Below are 20,705 nucleotides of genomic sequence, written 5' to 3'. Positions count from 1 at the left end.
GGCCCGCGCCGGCCCGGGCAGGCCCGTCCCGACGGCCGGCCGCACCGCTTTCCGGCGCGCTCGCCGGCCGCGCGCAGCCGGTGCCAGCCGAAACGCGGTCCGGCTGGCGTAAAATACGCACTTTCCTCTCTCTCGCCCCCTTATGACGCTCGCCTCCACGCTCGACATCATCGCGGAGTTGAAAGCCGGCCGGATGGTGATCCTGGTCGACGAAGAAGACCGCGAAAACGAAGGCGACCTCGTGATCGCCGCCGAATTCGTCACGCCGGAAGCGATCAACTTCATGGCCAAGTACGGCCGTGGCCTGATTTGTCTGACGTTGACGCAGGAACGCTGCAAGCAGCTGCACCTGCCGCTGATGACCTACCGCAACGGCACGCAATACGGCACCGCGTTCACAGTCAGCATCGAAGCGGCCGAAGGCGTGACGACCGGCATCTCGGCCGCCGACCGCGCACACACGATCGCCACGGCGGTCGCGCACGACGTCCGCCCCGAGCACATCGTGCAGCCGGGCCACGTGTTCCCGATCATGGCGCAGCCGGGCGGAGTGCTCGTGCGCGCCGGCCACACCGAGGCCGGCTGCGACTTCACCGCGCTTGCCGGGCTCACGCCCGCCGCGGTGATCTGCGAGGTCATCAAGGACGACGGCACGATGGCGCGCCTGCCCGACCTGCTCGAGTTCGCGAAGGAACACGATCTGAAGATCGGCACGATCGCCGACCTGATCCAGTACCGCAGCCGCACCGAATCGATCATCGAGCGGATCGCCGAGCGCACGATGCAGACCGCGCACGGCACGTTCCGCGCGGTGCTGTACCGCGACCAGCCGAGCGGCTCGCCGCACATCGCGCTGGTGCGCGGCACGCCGTCGCCCGACGTCGATACGCCCGTGCGCGTGCACGAGCCGCTGTCGGTCCTCGATCTGCTCGAGACGGGCATCTCGACGCACTCGTGGACGCTCGACGCGGCGATGCACGAGATCGCGGAACGCGACCTCGGCGTGATCGTGCTGCTCAACTGCGGCGACACGAAGGAACATCTGATCGACGTCTTCAAGGCGTTCGACGAGGAAGAAAAGGCCGCTGCGCTGAAGCGCCGGCCAGTCGATTTCAAGACGTTCGGCATCGGCGCGCAGATCCTGCGCGACGTCGGCGTCGGCAAGATGCAGGTGCTGTCGAATCCGCGCAAGCTGGGCAGCATGTCCGGCTACGGCCTCGAAGTCACGGGCTTCATTCCGATGCCCGGCGGCGAAGCCAAGTCCTGCCCGGCGTCCCACGCGTAACCCGCCACGACGCTTTCGCCCTATAACCGTTCATCCACACCACGGACCAGATCATGGAAATCGGACAATACCAACCGAATCTCGAAGGCGACGGCCTGCGTATCGGCATCGTGCAATCCCGCTTCAACGAACCCGTCTGCAACGGCCTCGCCGATGCGTGCGTCGAGGAACTCGAGCGCCTCGGCGTCTCCGGTGAAGACGTGCTGCTCGTATCGGTGCCCGGCGCGCTGGAAATCCCGCTCGCGCTGCAAAAGCTCGCAGAAAGCGGCCAGTTCGACGCACTGATCGCGCTCGGCGCGGTGATCCGCGGCGAGACGTACCACTTCGAACTCGTGTCGAACGAAAGCGGCGCGGGCATCACCCGCATCGGCCTCGACTTCAACCTGCCGATCGCCAACGCGGTCCTGACGACCGAAAACGACGAGCAAGCCGTCGCGCGCATGACCGAAAAGGGTCGTGACGCCGCACGCGTCGCGGTCGAGATGGCCAACCTGACGATGGCACTCGACCAGCTCGGCGACGACGAGGACGAGGAAGAAGAGGACGAAGACGACGAAGAGGAGCGCGCATGAAGAAGAGCGCCCGCCGACAATCGCGCGAGCTGGCGACGCAGGGCCTGTATCAGTGGCTGCTGTCGAACGCGGCCTCCGGCGAGATCGACGCGCAACTGCGCGGCGCGCTCGGTTACGACAAGGCCGACAAGGAGCTGCTCGACGCGATCCTGCACGGCGTGATTCGCGAGCATGCGACGCTCGTCGAAGCCCTCACGCCGTCGCTGGACCGTCCGGTCGATCAGCTGTCGCCGGTCGAACGCGCCGTGCTGCTGATCGCGACGTTCGAGCTCACGCATCATGTCGAAACGCCGTACCGCGTGATCATCAACGAAGCAGTCGAACTCGCGAAGACGTTCGGCGGCTCCGACGGCTACAAGTACGTCAACGGCGTGCTCGACAAGCTCGCCGCGAAGCTGCGCCCCGCCGAAACGCAGGCGCGCCGCAACGGCTGATTCCGCAGGCAGACGGGCGCGCAAGCGCCCGTTTTTCGTTCTCCCTCCCCCTCCCCGCTCCGCCCGACCGATGAATACCACCGCCGATTCGCTCGTCACGCTCGCCGCACGCGTCGACGCGATCCAGCCCTTCTACGTGATGGAACTGATGAAGGAGGCACAGCGGCTCGAGTCCTCCGGGCGCGATGTTATCCACATGGGCATCGGCGAACCGGATTTCACCGCGCCGGAGCCCGTCGTCGAGGCGGCGGCGGCCGCGCTGCGCCGCGGCGTCACGCAGTACACGAGCGCGCTCGGCATCGCGCCGCTGCGCGAAGCGATCGCCGCGCACTATGCACGCGCCTACGGTCTCACGATCAGCCCCGAGCGGATCGTCGTGACGGCCGGCGCCTCCGCCGCGCTGCTGCTTGCGTGCCTGGCGCTCGTCGGCCGCGACGACGAGGTGCTGATGCCCGACCCGTCGTATCCGTGCAACCGGCACTTCGTCGCGGCGGCCGAAGGTCGGCCGGTGCTCGTGCCGAGCGGCCCGGAAGCGCGCTTCCAGCTCACCGCGGACGACGTCCGCACGCGCTGGGGCAGTCGCACGCGCGGCGTGCTGCTCGCGTCGCCGTCGAACCCGACCGGCACGTCGCTCGAGCCGGACGAGCTGAAGCGGATCGTCGAAGCCGTGCGCGCACGCGGCGGCTTCACGATCGTCGACGAAATCTACCAGGGGCTCAGCTACGACGCGGCGCCCGTGTCGGCGCTGTCGTTCGGCGACGACGTCGTCACCGTGAACAGCTTCTCGAAGTACTTCAGCATGACTGGCTGGCGACTCGGCTGGCTCGTCGTGCCGCCCGCGCTCGTCGGTACCTTCGAAAAGCTGTCGCAGAACCTGTTCATCTGTCCGTCTGCGCTCGCGCAGCACGCGGCGCTCGCGTGCTTCGAGCCGGCGGCGCTCGACATCTACGAGGCGCGCCGCCTCGAATTCAAGCGTCGCCGCGACTTCATCGCGCCAGCACTCGAGAAACTCGGCTTCACCGTGCCCGTGATGCCGGACGGTGCGTTCTACGTGTATGCGCACTGCGGCGGCGTCGCTCATCCCGCGGCCGGCGACAGCGCGGCGCTCACGCAGGCGATGCTGCACGACGCGGGTGTCGTGCTGGTGCCGGGCATGGATTTCGGCGTGCATGCACCGCGCGACTATATCCGGCTGTCCTATGCGACCGCCTACTCGCGCCTCGAAGAGGCCGTCGAGCGGCTCGCGACACTCTTCGGCCAGCACTGACCGCGGTCCGCGTTCCCGGCCGGCACGCTGGCCTTTCCGCCCGCGCAAAAGAAAAAGGCACCCGAATCGGGTGCCTTTTTGCTGGAGCCTGGCCGGAACCGCGGGACGTTACGCGCCGAGTTCCGAGTGGTCGCCGCCGTGCGCCTGCTTCGCGGTATCGACGCTCGCGTCGTCCTGCTGCGGTGCGCCCTTCGGCGCGGCAGCCGCCTTCGCGGTGATCGGCTGCGCGCCGTCGAGCGTCGCATGCACGCGCTTGGCGCCGCCGGCCGATGCCGTCACGGCCGCGGTCACGATCGGCTTCGACGGCTGGGCCGGCGCCTGCGGCGCATTGACCGGCACGCTGCGGCCATGCGCGACGTCGCGCAGGCGACCGCGCTCGGCCATGACCTTCGAGCCGTAGGCGGTGTCGTCGGGGTTGGTCGAGCCGTTGTACAGGCGCAGGCCGTTCGCGAGCGAGCCGCCGCGCGCGATGCAGTCCTTCAGCACGAGCGCGCCGACCTGCAGGTTCGCGAGCGGCTGCAGCGCGGTGTCGGTACCGCCGAAATACTCGAATTTGTCGGAATGAACCTTCGACATGACCTGCATCAGGCCTTGTGCGCCGACGCCGCTTTCCGCGTACGGGTTGAAGCCCGATTCGATCGCCATCACGGACAGCAGCAGCAGCGGATCGAGGCCGACGTCGCGGCCGGTCTGGAAAGCAGCCTTGACGAGTTGGCCGAGCGGCTCCTGCGCGACCCGGTAACGGCGCGACAGGTAGGTGGCGACCAGCGCCTGTTCGCGGTTCGACGCGAGCGCGCGATCGTCGCGCGCATCGGCCGGGACCCGCTGGGTCGGGATCAGTTTCGCCAGCGCGACGGGCGACGGGCCGTTACGGGCCGGATCGGACGCATCGTTCTGCGCGGCGGTTTCCGGTGCGACGTCGAGACCGACGGCGAGCGCATCCGTTTCAGGGACGTCTTCCTGCTGCGGCTGCGCGCCAGCGGGCGCGAAGTTCGGCAACGGATGACCGGTCAGCAGACGGGCCGGACCGGCCTGCACGGCCGCGGATACGACCGGCATCAGCTTCGCGGCGAGATTCCCGCGCACGGTCGGCAACAGCCACAGGGCAAGTGCGACCGCGACAGCGAGACAGCCGACAACGCTGAATAGATGGTGACTGACACGCGTCCCGCGACGCAGCATGTTGCGCACGATTTGCGCATGCTGCTCACTGGGACGCCACGATAACCAAGCGTTCATTCAGATCATCTCCCATGAACATGACTCGTGCGGCTCGCTCTGCTCGATGGCGAGACGGAAAACGCGCCGCGGAATCACGACACCGCACGCCTTGGTTGGGACGCGCAAGCATCGGGGAAACGGTATAAGTACCGTTCGAGGCCACGGTGTAAGAGGGCCTGCACCTTCGCACAGTGGGCGAGGCGGGCATACGCGGTGGCACCCACGCAAAAAACCAGCGTCTGGTGGCGCTGGCTGGGACTACGACAAAGGCCGTCGAATACGCCGTGCAGGTTTCGGCGGACGGTGACGCGCTGCGTCAAAGATCGGTGATTGGCGGCTCGAAGCCTTTTACCCTGCAACCAATGTGAGCGGATTCTAGCAGGGTTTTATAGATCGTCAACACTATAAAACTTTGAAATTATAACAAAAAGTAATTTTGAATCGCCCTTCAGATCGCCGGCCCCCTGCCGTAGGGGCTCTGCGCGTCGTCGACATTTTTCTCCGCCGGGCGTGCGAGCGGCCGCCCGGGTAAAATCGTCGGTCGATTCGGGGCCGCAGCCGGCCGCTGCGCCCGCCCATCGCTGCCCGCATTGCGGGCGGCCCGGACCTTCTTCATGAAATACAAAGACTTACGCGATTTCATCCAGCGCCTCGAGGCGCTCGGCGAACTGCGGCGCGTCACGCAGCCCGTGTCGCCCGTGCTCGAAATGACCGAACTGTGCGACCGCGTGCTGCGTGCCGGCGGCCCGGCGCTGCTGTTCGCAGCGCCGCCCGGCAATGCGTTCCCGGTGCTCGGCAACCTGTTCGGCACGCCGCGCCGCGTGGCGCTCGGCATGGGTGTCGATGCGGGCGACGACGCCGCGCTCGGCTCGCTGCGCGACCTCGGGCGGCTGCTGTCCGCGCTGAAGGAGCCGGATCCGCCGAAGAGCCTGAAGGACGCCGGCAAGCTGCTGTCGCTCGCGAAAGCCGTATGGGACATGGCGCCGAAATCGGTGTCGTCGCCGCCGTGCCAGGAGATCGTCTGGGAGGGCGCCGACGTCGACCTGAACAAGCTGCCGATCCAGACCTGCTGGCCCGGCGACGCGGGGCCGCTCGTCACGTGGGGCCTCACGGTCACGCGCGGGCCGAACAAGCCGCGCCAGAACCTCGGCATCTATCGCCAACAGCTGATCGGCCGCAACAAGCTGATCATGCGCTGGCTCGCGCATCGCGGCGGTGCGCTGGACTTCCGCGAATTCGCGCTGCAGAACCCCGGCAAGCCGTATCCGGTCGCGGTCGTGCTCGGCGCCGATCCGGCCACGACGCTCGGCGCGGTGACGCCCGTGCCCGATTCGCTGTCCGAGTATCAGTTCGCCGGCCTGCTGCGCGGCAGTCGCACCGAACTCGCGAAGTGCCTGACGCCCGGCGTCGATACGCTGCAGGTGCCCGCGCGCGCGGAGATCGTGCTCGAAGGCTTCATCCATCCGCAGGAAGGCGCGCCCGCCCCTGCCCCGGCCGGCGCACCGCCGCGGCCGGCCGGCAACGCGGCCGCCGCATACGAACACGCGCTCGAAGGCCCGTACGGCGACCACACCGGCTACTACAACGAGCAGGAGTGGTTCCCGGTGTTCACCGTCGAGCGGATCACGATGCGCCGCGACGCGATCTATCACTCGACCTATACCGGCAAACCACCCGACGAGCCGGCCGTGCTCGGCGTCGCGCTCAACGAGGTGTTCGTGCCGCTGCTGCAGAAGCAGTTCACCGAGATCACCGACTTCTACCTGCCGCCGGAAGGCTGCAGCTACCGGATGGCCATCGTCCAGATGAAGAAGAGCTACGCCGGCCATGCGAAGCGCGTGATGTTCGGCGTGTGGAGCTTCCTGCGGCAGTTCATGTATACGAAGTTCATCGTGGTCGTCGACGAGGACGTGAACATCCGCGACTGGAACGAGGTGATCTGGGCGATCACGACGCGCGTGGACCCCGTGCGCGACACCGTGATGGTCGACAGCACGCCGATCGACTATCTCGATTTCGCGTCGCCCGTCGCGGGCCTCGGCTCGAAGATGGGGCTCGACGCGACCAACAAGTGGCCCGGCGAGACGAACCGCGAATGGGGTCGCCCGATCGAGATGGATGCGGCCGTGAAGGCGCGCGTCGACCGGCTCTGGCAGGAAATCGGACTGTAAGTCCACGCCTTGAACGCACCCGACAAGAACGACGATGAGCTTTCCCCCCGCCTCGATGCTGTCCGACGGGTTCTTCCTGTCGCTGTCGCTGTGTCTCGACATCGGCCTCGTCAACGTCGCGATGCTGTCGCTGACGCTGTCGCACGGCTTCCGGCCGGGCTTCTGGCTCGGCGTCGGCTCGTGCTTCGGCGATCTCGTCTACGCGGCGCTCGCGCTCGCGGGCATGGCCGTGCTGCTGCAGTTCGAGGCCGTGCGCTGGATCGTCTGGATCGGCGGCGGTGCGGTGCTGCTGTTCCTCACGTGGAAGATGGCGCGTGAAGCGCTCGCGCCAGCCGCCAACGCCGGCGACGGCACGGCCGACGAAACACCGCAGCCGCGTGCCAGCGCGCGGCGCAGCTTCGTGCGCGGGATGCTGCTTGCGATGTCGTCGCCGAGCGCGATCCTGTGGTTCGCGGCGGTCGGCGGCGCGCTGATCGCGAAAGCCGGCGCGACCACGCCGGCGACGGCGTCGGTGTTCCTGTCCGGCTTCTTCCTCGGCGGCCTCGCGTGGACCCTCTTCATGTGCACGCTCGCGAGCCAGGGCCGCAAGCGCGCGGGCGCGGGGATGATGCGCGCGTGCCACGTCGCGTCGGCGCTGCTGTTCGCGTATTTCTCGTACAGCGTGATCGTCGGCGGCTACCGCGACCTGATTGCCCACGCGGCGTGACCGCCGCGCGCCGAGCCGCGCCCCGAATGAAAAACGGCGCAACGCCCCGCGAGGGACGTTGCGCCGTTTTGCCGCGCGCGGTCAGGCCGCCACGCGGAATGCGTCAACGACGCCAGCCGTGGTGACCCCAGCCGCCGTAGCCGTGACGCCAGTACGGACGGCCGTAGTAGCCACCGTAGCCGCCGACGACCACGGCGGGCGGTGCATAGTAAGCCGGCGCCGGCGCGTAATACACGGGCGGGGGCGGTGCGTAGTACACGGGCGGAGGCGGTGCATACACGGGATACGCAGGTGCGACCGGGACACCGATGCCGACCCCGATCGACACGTGAGCCTGCGCGGCGCTTGCGGCACCCAGGGCCAGCGCGGCGACGGCGATGAACGGAATGAGCTTTTTCACTTCGATTCTCCTGCTGGAGCGGTAATTTGTGCGCTCCTGTCGGCAACGGCGGGCATGCACGTCGCATGGATGCAATGTAGCGAAAACGCGCCGCCCGCGTATCGCGCATTTGTTGCAAATTGCAATTCCACGCGGCCGCGGCCACCGTGCGGCAGGGCCGCGCGAACCGGCGATCCCCTTCGCGGGTCCCGCGATTCCGTCCGACCAGCGGAATCGCGCCATGCCGGCCGGTCAGTTTTACCGGATCCGGTAAGCGCGGCGCGCATGCTTCAGTAATCAACGATTACAAATTTGCGACAGGAGGCCGACACGCCAAGCGGGGGCACAGCCACCTCAAGAATTTGCCGGTTGGCCGTAGCGAACGCCGCCCGTTCGGGCCGTCCCCGTTCGGCAACGCCGCCTATCCACGACCGCCCCGTCATTCCTGCGATACTGGCGTCTGCTCCGTTTGCACTTCGTGACCCGCCATGCCCCTCCCCGACACTCCCCGCCTCGGCTTCATCGGCGCCGGCCGCCTGGCGCGCTGTCTCGCGCTGCGCTTCGCGGCGGCCGGCTTTCCGGTCGTCGCGATCGCGAGCCGCACGGCGGAATCGGCCGCGGCGCTTGCCGCGCGCATCGACGGCTGCCGGGCGGTCGACACGCCGCAGCAGGTCGTCGACACCGCCGACCTGATCTTCCTGACCGTGCCCGACGACCATCTCGCATCGACCGCCGCCGCGCTGCGGTTCGACGCGGCGCGCGCGGCAAGCCAGGCGCTCGTCCACTGCAGCGGCGCGTCGGCGGTCGAGTTGCTCGATCCGGCAAAGCGGCAAGGCGCGGCCACGGGCGGCTTCCATCCGCTCTATCTGTTCGGCGGCACGGACGCCGATCTCACCCGCATCGACGGCTGCTCGGTCACGCTCGAAGCCGACGGCGCGCTGCACGCGACGCTGCTGCGACTTGCTGCCGCACTCGGCTGCCATCCGCTGTCGATTCCGGCCGGCGGCCGAATGCTGTATCACGCGGCCGCGCATTACGCGGCGAGTTTCGCGCTGTGCGGGCTGTCGGAAGCGGTCGAGCTGTGGCGCGGCCTCGGCTTCGACGAGGAAGCCGCGTTGCGCGCGCTGCTGCCGATGCTCACCGGCACGATCGCGACCGCGCGCGACAAGGGCCTCGCGAACGCCCTGGCGGGCCCGGTGTCGCGCGGCGACACCGGCATCGTCGAGCGTCAGCTCGCGCTGCTCGAGGCGCGCGGCGGCGACCATGCGACGCTGTATGCGCTGATGACCCGCCGCGCGGTCGCGCTCGCGGCGAAGCGCGCGGCGCCGCCGCCCGCGCTGCCGGCGCTTGCGCAGGCCGTCGAAACGTCGCTCGAGCGCACGATCGGGCACCCCTCCCCGCCGCGAGACGAGGCGTGATAAGGTGTCGGCCGATGCGCCGCCATCCGGCGTTGGCGGCCGCACGCTACTCGACTGTATAAAAAGGATGCCAACGATGTTCGGCGAGATCGCCCGTTTTCTGCTCAATACCGTCTTCACGCTGTTCGGCGCCGCGCTGATTCTGCGCGTCTGGATGCAGGCCGTCCGCGTGCCGCCGTACAACCCCGTCACGCAGGCCGTGCTGCAGGCGACCAACTGGCTCGTGCTGCCGCTGCGCCGCGTGATCGCGGGCGTGCGCGGCATCGACTGGGCAAGCGTCGTCGCCGCCCTCCTCACCGCGCTCGTCTATGTGGTGCTGATGGTCGTGATGGCCGGCCTGGATCCGGCCTCGGTGATCGCGACGCTCGTCGTGGTCGCGCTGCTCACCGTCGTGAAGTGGGCGCTCAATCTCGTGATCTGGATGACGATCCTGATGGCGCTGCTGTCGTGGCTCAATCCGCGCTCGCCGGCGATGCCGATCCTCTACCAGCTCACCGCGCCGTTCCTGAACCCGCTGCGCCGCGTGATTCCGAACCTGGGCGGCATCGACCTGTCGCCGATCCTGCTGTTCGTGATCGTCCAGGTGCTGCTGATGATCGTCACACGCGCCGCCGTGTCGCTGACGATGTTCGGCATCTGACGTATGCGCTACGCTGCCGGCCCCTGCGCCGGCGGCGCCTCGAGCGTGTCGATCACGCCGAAGCGCGCGGGAATCATCGCGTAGCACACGCGCACCTTCTCGCGCGCCAGCCGCTCGAGCAGTTGCTGCGCCTCGTCCTCGGTGACGATGAACTCGACCTCGATCGCGAGCGAACCCTGCAGCTCGAAAAAGCGGTCCTCGTGCAGCACCCGATGCCGGCCGAACCCGGCCATCGCACGAAACGCGGAACCGCCCGCGACGCCCATCCGGTTTCCCTCCTCCAGCAACCACTCCCACAGCGGCTTCCAGTGCAGCCGGTGCTGCTCGTGCACGTAGAAGCGCAAGAAGACCCTGTCCATCGCGTCCTCCCGATGCCGACGCGCTCAGGCCGCCGCGAACCACGCGCGCGCAGTCCACATGCCGAGCGCCGTCAGCGTGAACGATCCAGTCAAGTGTAGGGCAGCCACCGCGAACGCCCATCCCAATTCGCCCTGCACCGCGTGCGTCATCACTTCGACCGAATAGGTCGAGAACGTCGTGAGGCCGCCGAGGAAGCCGGTGATCACGAAGAGCCGCCACTCGGGCGGCAGCCCGACGCGGGTGGTAAACGCGACGGCCGCGATGCCGATCACGTAGCCGCCGATCAGGTTCGCGGCGAGCGTGCCGAGCGGCACGGCGGGAAAGAACGCGTTGAGCGCAAGGCTCAGGAACCAGCGCAGCAACGCGCCGAGCCCGGCGCCGACGAAGATCGCGACGATCGAATAGAACAAGGGAGCTCCTCGCTGACGAGACCGCATGGCGGATGCGGCCTACGCCGAACTGTATGCGCAATCGCGCCGCGCCGGCAATGCCGGCCGGCACCCCGGCGCGCACCGGATCGTGTCGCGCCGGAATCGCGCATTTCATTATTTCCATGCGCCGCCGGGGTCGGCATTTTCCAATGCATTACGCAGGACATTACAAATCACTATAAACAATTCGATTATTCATCTGATTTTCCCGAAGTCGAAAAATCAGCCTCGCAGCACCACGCCCATGTTTTGACGGGCATTGCACATATTTTCCCTAATCCAGACATTCCCGAATCAGGCCGATATTCCGTGCAATTCATTCGACCAGTTTCGTAAAATAATTTCGCCCACCACTCCATCGGCATGGAGACTCGAAAAATGAACAATTACCGCCTGTCATCCATGTTGATTCCGGCGCTGTGCGCGTCGCTGCTCGCATCGAGCGTCGCGCTCGCCGAGGACAACGGCCCCCCGTCCTACGTCGAAGGCAACCGCGCGCCGAAAGGCTATGCGCGCCCGCCGTTCCATACGAAACAACGCGCGAACACCGCCACGGTAGCCGGCCTCACACCCGCGCTCGTACGGCATGCGTACGGGTTCGATTCGATCGCCAACCAGGGCGACGGGATGGTCGTCGCGATCGTCGACGCATACGACGATCCGAAAATCGAAGCCGATCTCGGCGTATTCAGCAACGCGTTCTCGCTGCCGGCGTGCACTTCGTCGAACGGCTGCTTCACCAAGGTCTACGCGCGCGGCGCGCGACCCAAGACGGATGCGGGCTGGTCGCTCGAGATGTCGCTCGACGTCGAATGGGTGCATGCGATCGCGCCGAAGGCGAAGATCGTGCTCGTCGAAGCCGCGTCGGCGAGCTTCAGCGATCTGATGGCCGCGGTCGACGTCGCGGTCAAGCGCGGCGCATCGGTTGTGTCGATGAGCTTCGGCGGCAACGAGTTCGGCAGCGAGACCGGCTTCGACAGCCACTTCAACGTATCGGGCGTCACGTTCGTCGCATCGTCCGGCGACAGCGGCACCGGCACCGAGTACCCGGCGGCGTCGCCGTACGTGGTGGCGGTGGGCGGCACGACGTTGTCGACCGACGCGTCCGGCGCCTACGTCGGCGAGGCCGCGTGGAGCGGCAGCGGCGGCGGCGTCAGCTCGATCGAGGCCGAGCCGGCCGGGCAGACCGGCTGGCCGGTGCCGGTGGCCGGCAAGCGCGGCGTGCCCGACGTCAGCTACGACGCGAATCCGTCCAGCGGATTCGCGGTGTACGACTCGGTCACCTATCAGGGGCAGGCGGGCTGGTTCCAGGTCGGCGGCACGAGCGCGGGCGCGCCGCAATGGTCGGCGCTCGTCGCGATCGCGAATTCGCTGCGTGCGGCAGCCGGCAAACATTCGCTGAGCGGCACCTACGACACGCTCTATACGGTCGGGAAAAACGCCTACGGCAGCGACTATCACGACGTGACGAGCGGATCCAACGGCACTTGCGGCAGCATCTGCAACGCAGCGGGCGGCTACGACTACGTGACGGGCCTCGGCTCGCCGATCGCGCCGGCGCTCGTCCAGGCGCTCGTCGCGCAGCCGTGATCGCGCGGCCGCGGCCGGCCGGTTCGTCCCGCGCCGCTCAGCCGCCGCGCCATGCTCGGTCGAGCGCGACGAGCGTCGCGAGCGCGCCGCCCTTCAGCCCGATCACGTCCGCGCGGCGGGCATGGGCCTCGCGTGCGTTGATGCGGATCACGTCGGCACCGAGTCGTTCGCTCGAGAGACGCACGGTGGGAATCGCGGTGCCCGCGCCGATCTCGACGACGGTCACCCATCCCGCCTGCGCGATCCAGTCCTGCAGAGCCCGCTCCTGCGCGTCGTAGCGTTCGCCGAGCCAGCCGTTGTCGCCGAACATCAGGATGTTCGGTCGCGCGAGGCCGCCGCAATGCGGGCAGCGCGGCAGCTCGCCGACCAGCCGGCACGCGGCCGCGTCGACGTCGGGCGTGAACGGCGCGGCGTCCCAGGTGTCGTCCGAGCACGGTCGCAGGCACTGCATCGAATGAATCGAACCGTGGATCTCGACGACGCGCGCCGGATCGAAGCCGGCCTTCTGGAACTGGCCGTCGACGTTGCTCGTCAGCACGAAGCCGCCGTTCGGCATCGCGTCCATCCAGCGCCGCAGGATCGCGAAGCCCGCGTGCGGCACCGTCTGCCGGTAGAGTCCGAGACGGTGGCCGTAAAAGCCCCACGCAAGCTGCGGATGCGCGCGAAACGCCTGCGGCGAGGCAATCTCGTGGAATTCGAAACGCTCGTGGCGCAGCGCCGGATACGCGCGCCAGAAACCGTCCGTGCCGCGGAAATCGGGCAGCCCCGAATCGACGCCGATGCCTGCGCCGGCCGTCACGAGCAGCGCATCGGCACGCGCGAGCGCCTCGACGGCGGACGCGACCAGATGAGCCGGCAGTGATGCGGCAGCGGCGCTGGAATCGGTGAAATCGGACGAGTCGGAAATCGGCATGATGGAGCAGCGGAAGCGTCGAACGGTGCGCGAGTGGCGTCGCACGATCATACGCCGGTTCGGGCGCCGCGCCGCGACATCACGCTGCCGCGGCGCGCCCGCCCGCGGGTTCCCGCAGCGCGACGTACTGCAGCAGCATGATCGTCTTCGCGTCGACGATCTCGCCCCGCTCGACGGCATCCAGCGCCGCGTGCAGCGGCATCTCGACGACCTCGAGATCCTCGCCCTCCTCCGCGATGCCGCCGCCGTCGCCCGTGCGCAGCGACGCATCGTATTCGCCGACGAAGAAATGCAGCTTTTCCGTCACCGAGCCCGGGCTCATGAACGCCTCGAACACCTTGCGCACGCCGCGCACGCGATAGCCGGTTTCCTCTTCGGCCTCCGCGCGAATCCGTGCATCGGGCGTCGCGTCGTCGAGCAGGCCGGCGGCGGCTTCGAGCAGCATCCCGTCGTGTCCGTTGACGAACGCCGGCATCCGGAACTGCCGCGTGAGCAGCACGTCGCCCGTCGCCGCGTTGCGCAGCAGGATCGTCGCGCCATTGCCGCGGTCGTACGTTTCGCGGCTCAGACGCTGCCACGTGCCGTCGCGGCGCAGGAAATCGAACGTTACCTTCTTCAGCACATACCAGTCATCGGACAGCACCGTCGTATCGACGATGCGGACACGGTCCCGCGTTGCGGCCATGGTGGTCTCCCATTCGACAAGTGACGGCACGCATGGTAACGTGCACTTTCGTGCAATTTCAAGAAATTTCGTGCAAATCCGATGCTGACGACCCAACGCAAGAAGGCGATCCTCGACGCGCTCGCCCGCGACGGCCAGGTGCTGGCCGTCGAGCTTAGCGCGCAATACGGCGTGTCCGAGGACACGATCCGGCGCGACCTGCGCGAACTGGCGGCCGAAGGCCTGCTGCAGCGCGTGCACGGCGGCGCATTGCCGGCGTCGCCGGCGGTCGCGCCGTTCGCGCAGCGCGAGGCGCTCGAAACCGCGGAGAAACGGCGCATCGCGCGCCGGGCCGCGCAGATGATCGCGCCCGGACAAGTCGCGATCGTCGACGGCGGCACGACGTCGGCACTGCTCGTCAGCCAGTTGCCGCCCGACCTGCGCGCGACGATCGTCACGCACAGCCCGAGCGTCGCCGTCGCGCTGGCCGCGCATCCGTCGATCGACGTGATCCTGATCGGCGGACGGCTGTACAAGCATTCGATCGTCGCGGTGGGCGCCGCGGCGATGGAAGGCATCTCGCGCATCCACGCGGACCTGTATTTCATGGGCGTGACCGGCGTTCATCCGGTCGCGGGGCTGAGCACCGGCGACTTCGAGGAAGCGGCGATCAAGCGCGCATTGGCGGGGCGCGCCGGCGAGACGGTCGTGCTGGCTTCGCAATCCAAACTGCGAGCGGCGTCGCAGTTCGTGATCGGCGAGGTCGCGCTCGCCCAAGCGATCGTGGTCGAACAGGAAACCGATGCAGCGCTGACCGAGCCGATCGAGGCCGCGGGCGTGACGGTCGTGCGCGCGTAGCCGAGCGGCGGCTTCGACGTCTGGACGTCGGCGGCGCGTTGCTGCTGGTCGGCGTGCGCGTGATCGGGTAACGGCGGCTCGCCCACGGCGTACGGTCATGCCGCGCGTGGTTCGACCGCGCGCTCACGTGGCGTGTGCTCGACCGGTTCATCGCGGCGACGAGGCTCGGATTCGCGGCCCGCTTCACGATCGACGCGCGCCGAGACCGGCCGCGCCGTTCACGAGCCGGCTACCGCGCGAAACGCGCGGTACGCATCGGCATGAAGCTCGAAGCCGATGCCCGGCGCCTGCGGCACGGCCGCGTAGCCGGCGTCGACCGATTCGCCGTCCGCCAGCCCGTTGAATGGACGAAACGCGAACGGGCTCACTTCGGCGCCGCCGAGCCCGAGCGCCGACACGACGTGCAGCGAGAACAGATGACCGCCGTGCGGCCAGAACGCATCGCGCCGCCAGCCGTTCGACACGAAATGGTCGACGATCTGCAGATAGCCCGGCAGGCCATAGCAATGCACCGGATCGAACACGAGGACGTCGCGGTCCGGGCGCAGACCGCCGTAGCGTTCGAGCAGCTTCGCTTCCGCGAGCGAGAACAATGCCTCGCCGGCCGCGACCGGCGGCGCGTATTGCGCGACCAGGTCCGCATGAAGCGGCAGGTCGAGCGGATCGCAGAGATCCTCGAACCACCAGAGTTCGAACGGTGCCAGCATCGCGGCGGCTGCGCGTCCGCTCGTCGCGTCGTACGCGTTCATCGCGTCGACCGCGAGATGCGAACTGTCGGCAAGACATGCCGCGGCGGCTTCGATGCGTCTTTTGTCGTGATCGACATCCGCGCCGCCGATCTTGATCTTCGCGTGCGTGTAGCCGAGATCGGCGATGCGATGCATCTCGTCCGACAGGCGCGCGAGATCGTCGTGCGGATAGCGGTAACCGCCGCCCGCGTAGACACGCACGCGAGGTGCCGCGTCGCGCGCGAGCCGGTCGGCGACGAAGCGATGGAGCGGCAGGCCCGCGATCTTCGCGGCGGCATCCCAGATGGCCATGTCGAGCACGCCGACCGCGACGCAGCGTTCGCCGTGCCCGCCGGGCTTCTCGCCCGCCATCATCGCGCGCCATGCGCGAAATGGATCGAGGTTCGTGCCGGCATCGTCGGCGATGGCGTCCGCGGCGGCCAGCAGACGCGGCGCGAATCGTTCGCGAATCAGCCCGCCCTGTGCGTGACGGCCGACCGATGCGTAGCCGTAACCCGTGACCGGCCGGCCATCGCGCACGACATCGGTGACGATCGCGACGACGCTCGTCGTCAGGCCGCCCGACGGAATCGCCGGATCGGCATAGCGGGAAACCGGGATCGCTTGCTCGCGGATGTCGATGATGCGCATGGTCGGGGTTCCGGGAAAACGTTCGGCGTTCGCGGGCCATACGCGCATTGCGGCCGGCGCGACTGGCGGATCGCTGCATCATAGGCGCTTGCGCGATGTCGTGCAGGCGCGCGACCGTCACGATGCGGCGAAGGGATCGGACTCGATCGACATCATCCGGATCGCGCCGTGCCGCGTCGAAGTGCGGACGAATGCCGCGTCATGCTCGACGCGTGTTGCGGCCTCGACGCCGGTCATCGCACCGCACCGGCACGGCCGCGAATTAGATGGACATCCGACGCGAAGCGCGTATGATGAATTTTGTCCGAGCCCGCGTCACTCCACTCGCCGCTCGCCCCGCCGTCTACCCTCTCACTGCGTCGCGCCGTTACCCGCACGCATTGCCGCCCTTTTCACCCCACCCGTCACGCCGCGCCGCGGCGATACCGGTCGGATGCGTTCGTCCACGCGATTTGTCGCGACCGAACCCAGGAGTTCATCATGAGCATGCATCTCTATCGTGGCTTCGAAATCTATCCGCTGATCTATCCGCACATTCCGTCGCTGAACGGTAATCCGCACAACTACGACGGCGGCTTCGACGCGGCCGTGAAGATTTGCCTGCGCGGCACCACCGACACGCTGACCCGCAGCGAAACATTCCGGCTGCTCGAGAACGCACCGTTCGAATCGGCGGGCGAAGCGCGCCGGGCGTCCGTACGCTACGCGGAGGAGATCATCGACGGCAATCGCGGCGAGCAGCCGCTCTTCGCCGATTCCCATTGACGCTTCCTGTCGCGGCAGCGCGGCGGCACTCTGATTCGGATGACGAAATGATCATCGATGAACTCCTCCGCCTGATCGAACGGCGCGAGATTTCCAGGACCGACGCGGTCCCGAACGACGGCCTCGCCGGTTCTGCGTTGCGTCACCAACCCGAGTTGCAGATGTTCGCTGCCGTACGCGCATTGTCGATCAGCGCCGGATATTCGGAATTCGAATCCGACGAGATCGCGAGTGCCGTCATGACTCGACTCGGCTAGTTTTCCTCCACGCATGTCTTGAAACAGGACCTACATGACGACGATCATCCTCAAGCCCGACGAACCTGTCGATGTCGCGCTCCGGCGCTTCCGTCGAAACATCGAGAAGACGGGCCTGATCCGCGAGTTGCGCGGTCGCACCAGCTATGAAAAGCCGACCACCGAGCGCAAGCGCAAGAAAGCCAGCGCCGTCGCGAGACAGCGCCTGCGCGCGAAACGCATGCTGCCGCCTCGCAAGCTCTACTAGGAGAGCGCCGTGTACCAGCCGACCGTCGAAGATCCTCCGTTCTTCCCATTGACGAAATGCGAGGTCGATTTCGATCGACAGAACGACGCGATCACGCTTCTGCCGAGCTTCTACGCGTTCGGCTGCGAGTACACCAGTCGCGGCCTCCTGATCGGCCGGGACGATGCATTCAGATTGATTGCCGCGATCGAAAAGGCGTTGAGCATCGAGCATTGAACGCCGCCTCGGCGTTGTCGAATCGCGTTGTGCTGGTCAGTGACGCGCATGCGAGCGGCCTGACCGACTCTGGACTGGCCGAGAGCTTCTTTCGCATCGTCGAACCTGCGGGTTCGATCGGCACGCTCCCATCACCACCGCTCTCGGAAGCGACAGGCAGTCGGCGCGATCGGTGGGATCGACGGGATAGCGGAACCGGCCGAGCGTGCGATCACGCTCGGCGAGTTGTTTCCGACCCGGAATGCGTTTCAACGCATCGATTCGACCGGCGCTCGTACGCAAGTCGAATCGACGGGCCCGCTCAGGCAAACACGAAGTACTTGCGTACCGTCTCCACCACTTCCCAAGTCCCTTTCATGCCGGGTTCGATGACGAACACGTCGCCGGCCTTCAGATGCACAGGCTCCTCGCCTTCCGGCGTGATGATGCAATAGCCGTCGAGGAAGTGGCAGTACTCCCATTTCTCGTAGTTCACCTCGAACTTGCCCGGCGTGCAGATCCACGTGCCCATGATCTTGCTGCCATCCTTCGAGAGGTAGGCGTTGAGGTTCACGGTGTGCGGATCGCCGCCGATGCGCTTCCACTTGGTCGCGTCGACGACCGGGGTCGGGCAGGTTTTGCGCAGAACGGTGATGAAATCGGACATGTCGGCTCCAGACTGACGATCGGGTAAGAGGTCTGTCACGTTAGTTCGAAAGCGTCACCGGGGCTTGTATGCGTCCGACACCGACTCGTCTATTTTCGACACGGGCCTGCGTGCGGGCGCGCGTCGTGGCGCGTCGTGTTCCGGTCGGCCTTGCGTTGACGGACCGATTCGGGCCGATCCTTGACACCCGCTTCCGGCGATCCGTCGCTCAACCACCGAGCCCATGCCTGCTTCGACGCAGGCGGCCAAAAACGGCTCGCTTGCAACATCCAAGCCAAACCCTGTAGAATTATGCGTTCTGCGGGCGTCGTATAATGGCCATTACCTCAGCTTCCCAAGCTGATGACGTGGGTTCGATTCCCATCGCCCGCTCCACCTTCGGCTGCTCGCAGCCTGCGCAAGAGCCGCCTCGTCGAAGGCGGCTTTTTTGTACCATCTGCCGGTTCATCCGGTAGCGCCGCTGCGCATGACGGGCCCGCGCCCGAACCGAGCCTTTCTCTGTCACCGATGATGCACGACGATCCGAACGAAGCCGGCCTGCCGCCGGACGACGCCGCCCTTCCCGACGAAGCCGCCGACGGCGCCGACGAAGTCAACCCGCTGCACCGCCGCCGCATCCGCAGCTTCGTGACGCGCGCCGGCCGCGTGTCGACCGGCCAGCGCCGCGCGCTCGACGATCTCGGCCCGCGCTTCGTCGTCCCGTACGCGGCGGAAATCCCGGACTGGGACGCCGTGTTCGGCCGCCGCGCGCCGCGCATCCTGGAGATCGGTTTCGGGATGGGCGCATCGACCGCGGAAATCGCCGCGCACCGCCCAGGCGACGACTTCCTCGGCGTCGAGGTGCACGAGCCGGGTGTCGGCGCGCTGCTGAAGCTGATCGGCGAGCAGGACCTGCCGAACATCCGCATCATCCAGCACGACGCGGTCGAGGTGCTCGAGCACATGCTCGCGCCGGAGAGCCTCGACGGCGTGCACATCTTCTTCCCGGATCCGTGGCACAAGGCGCGCCACCACAAGCGCCGGCTGATCCAGCCGCCGCTCGTCGCGCATCTCGCATCGCGCCTGAAGCCCGGTGCATACCTGCACTGCGCGACCGACTGGCAAAACTACGCGGAACAGATGCTGGAAGTGCTCGGCGCCGAACCGACGCTCGAAAACACGGCCGCCGACTACGCGCCGCGCCCCGACTACCGCCCCGTCACGAAGTTCGAGCGGCGCGGGCTGCGGCTTGGCCACGGCGTGTGGGACCTGGTGTTCCGCAAACGCGCCAGCTGAACACGGCGCTCAACGCACGCTACCTGCCGCGCAATGACGAACGGCCCGACCGGCATCTGCTGCCGATCGGGCCGTTTTCTATTGGATGCGCCCTCGCCCCCGCACCGGCATCACGCCCAGTTCAGCCACCCGCTGTAACCCACCAGCAGCACGAACAGGCCGAACGCGATCCGGTACCACGCGAACACGGTGAAGTCGTGCGTCGCGACGAAACGCAGCAGCCAGCGCACGCACACGAACGCGCTGACGAACGCGGCCACGAGCCCGAGCGCGAACAGGCCGAGCGCATCGACCGTGAACGCCTGCCAGTCCTTGACCGTTTCATAGAGCGTCGCGCCGAAGATGATCGGAATCGCGAGAAAGAACGAGAATTCGGTCGCGACGCGCCGGTCGAGGCCGAACAGCATCCCGCCGATGATCGTCGAACCCGAACGCGACATGCCCGGCACCAGCGCGAAACATTGCGCGATGCCGACTTTCAGCGCGTCCAGCGGCGTGAGCGCATCGACCGACTGCACGCGCGGCGGCTCGCCGCGTTCGCGCTGTCGCGCCTCGGCCCACAGGATGATCGCGCCACCGACGACGAGCGCGAACGCGACCGGCACCGGCGAGAACAGCACGGCCTTGATCTTCTTCTCGAACAGCAGGCCGAGCGCGATCGCGGGAATCGTCGCGATCACGACGTTCAGCGTGAAGCGCCGCGCGTCGGGCCGGCTCGGCAGCCCGGTCACGATGGACACGATCCGCTGCCGGTATTCCCAGCAGACCGCGAGGATCGCGCCGAACTGGATCACGACGTCGAAGGTCTTCGCGTGCGCATCGTTGAAATTCAGGAAGCTGCCCGCGACGATCAGGTGGCCGGTGCTCGACACCGGGAGGAATTCCGTCAGCCCCTCGACGACGCCGAGGATCAATGCCTTGCAGATCAGGATCCAGTCCATCCGTGGCCCAACTCCGAAGTAGTCGAAAGAAAGGGCCGCGTCACCGCCGCGGCCCGCCCGGCCGCGCGCG

Annotated in this window: 25 protein-coding genes and 1 tRNA gene; 17 read left to right on the top strand and 9 right to left on the bottom strand. The window is 67.4% G+C overall.

What is annotated here, in order from left to right:
- The first annotated feature begins 142 nt into the window (after positions 1 to 142).
- The 4 genes from ribBA to WS45_RS08760 all read left to right on the top strand — a co-directional run bounded on the left by ribBA (position 143) and on the right by WS45_RS08760 (position 3,558).
- Positions 143 to 1,285, top strand: coding sequence for a bifunctional 3,4-dihydroxy-2-butanone-4-phosphate synthase/GTP cyclohydrolase II (gene ribBA / locus WS45_RS08775; RefSeq protein ID WP_059530209.1), 1,143 nt, complete (start codon positions 143 to 145; stop codon positions 1,283 to 1,285).
- A 53-nt stretch (positions 1,286 to 1,338) separates the two neighbouring features.
- Entirely contained in the window at positions 1,339 to 1,857 is a 519-nt protein-coding gene (gene ribH / locus WS45_RS08770) for a 6,7-dimethyl-8-ribityllumazine synthase (protein ID WP_059530212.1), read from the top strand.
- A complete protein-coding gene (nusB, locus tag WS45_RS08765) occupies positions 1,854 to 2,291 on the top strand; it encodes a transcription antitermination factor NusB (RefSeq protein WP_059530215.1) in 438 nt (145 codons plus the stop codon). Before ribH ends, nusB begins: the two co-directional genes overlap by 4 nt.
- Before the next feature lie 70 nt (positions 2,292 to 2,361).
- Positions 2,362 to 3,558 (top strand): pyridoxal phosphate-dependent aminotransferase, encoded by a 1,197-nt coding sequence (locus tag WS45_RS08760; protein ID WP_059690775.1) that lies wholly within the window; start codon positions 2,362 to 2,364, stop codon positions 3,556 to 3,558.
- A 108-nt stretch (positions 3,559 to 3,666) separates the two neighbouring features.
- Here the strand turns inward: WS45_RS08760 and WS45_RS08755 are convergent, their stop codons facing one another.
- Entirely contained in the window at positions 3,667 to 4,797 is a 1,131-nt protein-coding gene (locus WS45_RS08755; RefSeq protein ID WP_059530220.1) for a transglycosylase SLT domain-containing protein, read from the bottom strand.
- 596 nt (positions 4,798 to 5,393) lie between these two features.
- Between WS45_RS08755 and WS45_RS08750 the strand changes: the two genes are divergently transcribed.
- Both WS45_RS08750 and WS45_RS08745 read left to right on the top strand, forming a co-directional pair.
- Positions 5,394 to 6,950, top strand: a complete 1,557-nt coding sequence (locus tag WS45_RS08750; protein ID WP_059690774.1) for a UbiD family decarboxylase — start codon at positions 5,394 to 5,396, stop codon at positions 6,948 to 6,950.
- A 34-nt stretch (positions 6,951 to 6,984) separates the two neighbouring features.
- Positions 6,985 to 7,656: a LysE family translocator gene (locus WS45_RS08745; protein WP_059699413.1), complete on the top strand. Its 672-nt coding sequence runs from the start codon at positions 6,985 to 6,987 to the stop codon at positions 7,654 to 7,656.
- A gap of 103 nt (positions 7,657 to 7,759) precedes the next feature.
- Here the strand turns inward: WS45_RS08745 and WS45_RS08740 are convergent, their stop codons facing one another.
- Entirely contained in the window at positions 7,760 to 8,056 is a 297-nt protein-coding gene (locus WS45_RS08740; protein ID WP_059690772.1) for a hypothetical protein, read from the bottom strand.
- Between the two features lie 467 nt (positions 8,057 to 8,523).
- On the opposite strand from WS45_RS08740, the gene WS45_RS08735 reads away from it, so the two are divergent.
- Together WS45_RS08735 and WS45_RS08730 are read left to right on the top strand one after the other, a co-directional pair.
- Positions 8,524 to 9,453, top strand: coding sequence for a Rossmann-like and DUF2520 domain-containing protein (locus WS45_RS08735; RefSeq protein ID WP_059699410.1), 930 nt, complete (start codon positions 8,524 to 8,526; stop codon positions 9,451 to 9,453).
- Between the two features lie 76 nt (positions 9,454 to 9,529).
- Positions 9,530 to 10,093 (top strand): YggT family protein, encoded by a 564-nt coding sequence (locus WS45_RS08730; protein WP_059530230.1) that lies wholly within the window; start codon positions 9,530 to 9,532, stop codon positions 10,091 to 10,093.
- An 8-nt stretch (positions 10,094 to 10,101) separates the two neighbouring features.
- Here the strand turns inward: WS45_RS08730 and WS45_RS08725 are convergent, their stop codons facing one another.
- Entirely contained in the window at positions 10,102 to 10,452 is a 351-nt protein-coding gene (locus WS45_RS08725; RefSeq protein WP_059530233.1) for a DUF190 domain-containing protein, read from the bottom strand.
- 24 nt (positions 10,453 to 10,476) lie between these two features.
- Positions 10,477 to 10,863 (bottom strand): fluoride efflux transporter CrcB, encoded by a 387-nt coding sequence (crcB, locus tag WS45_RS08720; RefSeq protein WP_059530237.1) that lies wholly within the window; start codon positions 10,861 to 10,863, stop codon positions 10,477 to 10,479.
- 25 nt (positions 10,864 to 10,888) lie between these two features.
- On the opposite strand from crcB, the gene WS45_RS34850 reads away from it, so the two are divergent.
- Both WS45_RS34850 and WS45_RS08715 read left to right on the top strand, forming a co-directional pair.
- Complete coding sequence (locus WS45_RS34850) at positions 10,889 to 11,137, top strand: hypothetical protein (RefSeq protein ID WP_156437096.1); 249 nt, start codon at positions 10,889 to 10,891, stop codon at positions 11,135 to 11,137.
- Between the two features lie 125 nt (positions 11,138 to 11,262).
- The gene (locus WS45_RS08715) at positions 11,263 to 12,474 is read left to right on the top strand and encodes a S53 family peptidase (protein WP_059699408.1); all 1,212 of its coding nucleotides are present in this window, start codon (positions 11,263 to 11,265) and stop codon (positions 12,472 to 12,474) included.
- A gap of 37 nt (positions 12,475 to 12,511) precedes the next feature.
- On the opposite strand, the gene WS45_RS08710 is transcribed toward WS45_RS08715, so the two are convergent.
- Positions 12,512 to 13,387: an SIR2 family NAD-dependent protein deacylase gene (locus WS45_RS08710; protein ID WP_059690768.1), complete on the bottom strand. Its 876-nt coding sequence runs from the start codon at positions 13,385 to 13,387 to the stop codon at positions 12,512 to 12,514.
- A gap of 79 nt (positions 13,388 to 13,466) precedes the next feature.
- Positions 13,467 to 14,072 carry an NUDIX domain-containing protein gene (locus WS45_RS08705; protein ID WP_059530245.1) on the bottom strand — a complete coding sequence of 202 codons (606 nt, stop codon included), beginning with the start codon at positions 14,070 to 14,072 and terminating at the stop codon, positions 13,467 to 13,469.
- 81 nt (positions 14,073 to 14,153) lie between these two features.
- On the opposite strand from WS45_RS08705, the gene WS45_RS08700 reads away from it, so the two are divergent.
- Positions 14,154 to 14,909 (top strand): DeoR/GlpR family DNA-binding transcription regulator, encoded by a 756-nt coding sequence (locus WS45_RS08700; protein ID WP_059699406.1) that lies wholly within the window; start codon positions 14,154 to 14,156, stop codon positions 14,907 to 14,909.
- Positions 14,910 to 15,127: 218 nt separating this feature from the next.
- Here WS45_RS08700 and WS45_RS08695 read toward each other — a convergent pair whose 3' ends face one another.
- Complete coding sequence (locus tag WS45_RS08695; protein WP_059699404.1) at positions 15,128 to 16,288, bottom strand: enolase C-terminal domain-like protein; 1,161 nt, start codon at positions 16,286 to 16,288, stop codon at positions 15,128 to 15,130.
- A gap of 480 nt (positions 16,289 to 16,768) precedes the next feature.
- On the opposite strand from WS45_RS08695, the gene WS45_RS08690 reads away from it, so the two are divergent.
- Genes WS45_RS08690 through WS45_RS08675 form a run of 4 tightly spaced genes read left to right on the top strand, consistent with a single transcriptional unit; the run spans position 16,769 to position 17,773 of the window.
- Positions 16,769 to 17,053 (top strand): hypothetical protein, encoded by a 285-nt coding sequence (locus WS45_RS08690; protein WP_059530254.1) that lies wholly within the window; start codon positions 16,769 to 16,771, stop codon positions 17,051 to 17,053.
- 47 nt (positions 17,054 to 17,100) lie between these two features.
- Entirely contained in the window at positions 17,101 to 17,310 is a 210-nt protein-coding gene (locus WS45_RS08685; protein WP_059530257.1) for a hypothetical protein, read from the top strand.
- A gap of 34 nt (positions 17,311 to 17,344) precedes the next feature.
- On the top strand, positions 17,345 to 17,557 hold the full coding sequence (gene rpsU, locus WS45_RS08680) for a 30S ribosomal protein S21 (RefSeq protein ID WP_059530260.1): 213 nt from the start codon (positions 17,345 to 17,347) through the stop codon (positions 17,555 to 17,557).
- Between the two features lie 9 nt (positions 17,558 to 17,566).
- A complete protein-coding gene (locus WS45_RS08675; RefSeq protein WP_059530263.1) occupies positions 17,567 to 17,773 on the top strand; it encodes a hypothetical protein in 207 nt (68 codons plus the stop codon).
- A gap of 301 nt (positions 17,774 to 18,074) precedes the next feature.
- Here WS45_RS08675 and WS45_RS08670 read toward each other — a convergent pair whose 3' ends face one another.
- Entirely contained in the window at positions 18,075 to 18,419 is a 345-nt protein-coding gene (locus WS45_RS08670; RefSeq protein ID WP_059466993.1) for a cupin domain-containing protein, read from the bottom strand.
- A 300-nt stretch (positions 18,420 to 18,719) separates the two neighbouring features.
- On the opposite strand from WS45_RS08670, the gene WS45_RS08665 reads away from it, so the two are divergent.
- Both WS45_RS08665 and trmB read left to right on the top strand, forming a co-directional pair.
- Positions 18,720 to 18,794, top strand: a tRNA-Gly gene (locus WS45_RS08665).
- A 132-nt stretch (positions 18,795 to 18,926) separates the two neighbouring features.
- A complete protein-coding gene (gene trmB, locus WS45_RS08660; RefSeq protein ID WP_059530270.1) occupies positions 18,927 to 19,694 on the top strand; it encodes a tRNA (guanosine(46)-N7)-methyltransferase TrmB in 768 nt (255 codons plus the stop codon).
- A 110-nt stretch (positions 19,695 to 19,804) separates the two neighbouring features.
- On the opposite strand, the gene WS45_RS08655 is transcribed toward trmB, so the two are convergent.
- Positions 19,805 to 20,635 carry an undecaprenyl-diphosphate phosphatase gene (locus WS45_RS08655; RefSeq protein ID WP_059530273.1) on the bottom strand — a complete coding sequence of 277 codons (831 nt, stop codon included), beginning with the start codon at positions 20,633 to 20,635 and terminating at the stop codon, positions 19,805 to 19,807.
- Positions 20,636 to 20,705 lie beyond the last annotated feature (70 nt).

Origin of the sequence: Burkholderia sp. RF2-non_BP3 (genome assembly GCF_001522185.1) — a bacterium.
In the GTDB taxonomy this organism is placed as follows: domain Bacteria; phylum Pseudomonadota; class Gammaproteobacteria; order Burkholderiales; family Burkholderiaceae; genus Burkholderia; species Burkholderia diffusa.
The sequence above is the reverse complement of the archived record's forward strand: the minus strand, read 5'-3'. Positions and strand labels throughout refer to the sequence as shown.

Coding starts and splice junctions, on each gene's coding strand:
- ribBA (WP_059530209.1), top strand. CDS start 143: ATGACGCTCGCCTCCACGCTCGACATCATCGCGGAGTTGAAAGCCGGC.
- ribH (WP_059530212.1), top strand. CDS start 1,339: ATGGAAATCGGACAATACCAACCGAATCTCGAAGGCGACGGCCTGCGT.
- nusB (WP_059530215.1), top strand. CDS start 1,854: ATGAAGAAGAGCGCCCGCCGACAATCGCGCGAGCTGGCGACGCAGGGC.
- WS45_RS08760 (WP_059690775.1), top strand. CDS start 2,362: ATGAATACCACCGCCGATTCGCTCGTCACGCTCGCCGCACGCGTCGAC.
- WS45_RS08755 (WP_059530220.1), bottom strand. CDS start 4,797: ATGAACGCTTGGTTATCGTGGCGTCCCAGTGAGCAGCATGCGCAAATC.
- WS45_RS08750 (WP_059690774.1), top strand. CDS start 5,394: ATGAAATACAAAGACTTACGCGATTTCATCCAGCGCCTCGAGGCGCTC.
- WS45_RS08745 (WP_059699413.1), top strand. CDS start 6,985: ATGAGCTTTCCCCCCGCCTCGATGCTGTCCGACGGGTTCTTCCTGTCG.
- WS45_RS08735 (WP_059699410.1), top strand. CDS start 8,524: ATGCCCCTCCCCGACACTCCCCGCCTCGGCTTCATCGGCGCCGGCCGC.
- WS45_RS08730 (WP_059530230.1), top strand. CDS start 9,530: ATGTTCGGCGAGATCGCCCGTTTTCTGCTCAATACCGTCTTCACGCTG.
- WS45_RS08725 (WP_059530233.1), bottom strand. CDS start 10,452: ATGGACAGGGTCTTCTTGCGCTTCTACGTGCACGAGCAGCACCGGCTG.
- WS45_RS34850 (WP_156437096.1), top strand. CDS start 10,889: ATGGCGGATGCGGCCTACGCCGAACTGTATGCGCAATCGCGCCGCGCC.
- WS45_RS08715 (WP_059699408.1), top strand. CDS start 11,263: ATGAACAATTACCGCCTGTCATCCATGTTGATTCCGGCGCTGTGCGCG.
- WS45_RS08710 (WP_059690768.1), bottom strand. CDS start 13,387: ATGCCGATTTCCGACTCGTCCGATTTCACCGATTCCAGCGCCGCTGCC.
- WS45_RS08705 (WP_059530245.1), bottom strand. CDS start 14,072: ATGGCCGCAACGCGGGACCGTGTCCGCATCGTCGATACGACGGTGCTG.
- WS45_RS08700 (WP_059699406.1), top strand. CDS start 14,154: ATGCTGACGACCCAACGCAAGAAGGCGATCCTCGACGCGCTCGCCCGC.
- WS45_RS08695 (WP_059699404.1), bottom strand. CDS start 16,288: ATGCGCATCATCGACATCCGCGAGCAAGCGATCCCGGTTTCCCGCTAT.
- WS45_RS08690 (WP_059530254.1), top strand. CDS start 16,769: ATGAGCATGCATCTCTATCGTGGCTTCGAAATCTATCCGCTGATCTAT.
- WS45_RS08685 (WP_059530257.1), top strand. CDS start 17,101: ATGATCATCGATGAACTCCTCCGCCTGATCGAACGGCGCGAGATTTCC.
- rpsU (WP_059530260.1), top strand. CDS start 17,345: ATGACGACGATCATCCTCAAGCCCGACGAACCTGTCGATGTCGCGCTC.
- WS45_RS08670 (WP_059466993.1), bottom strand. CDS start 18,419: ATGTCCGATTTCATCACCGTTCTGCGCAAAACCTGCCCGACCCCGGTC.
- trmB (WP_059530270.1), top strand. CDS start 18,927: ATGATGCACGACGATCCGAACGAAGCCGGCCTGCCGCCGGACGACGCC.
- WS45_RS08655 (WP_059530273.1), bottom strand. CDS start 20,635: ATGGACTGGATCCTGATCTGCAAGGCATTGATCCTCGGCGTCGTCGAG.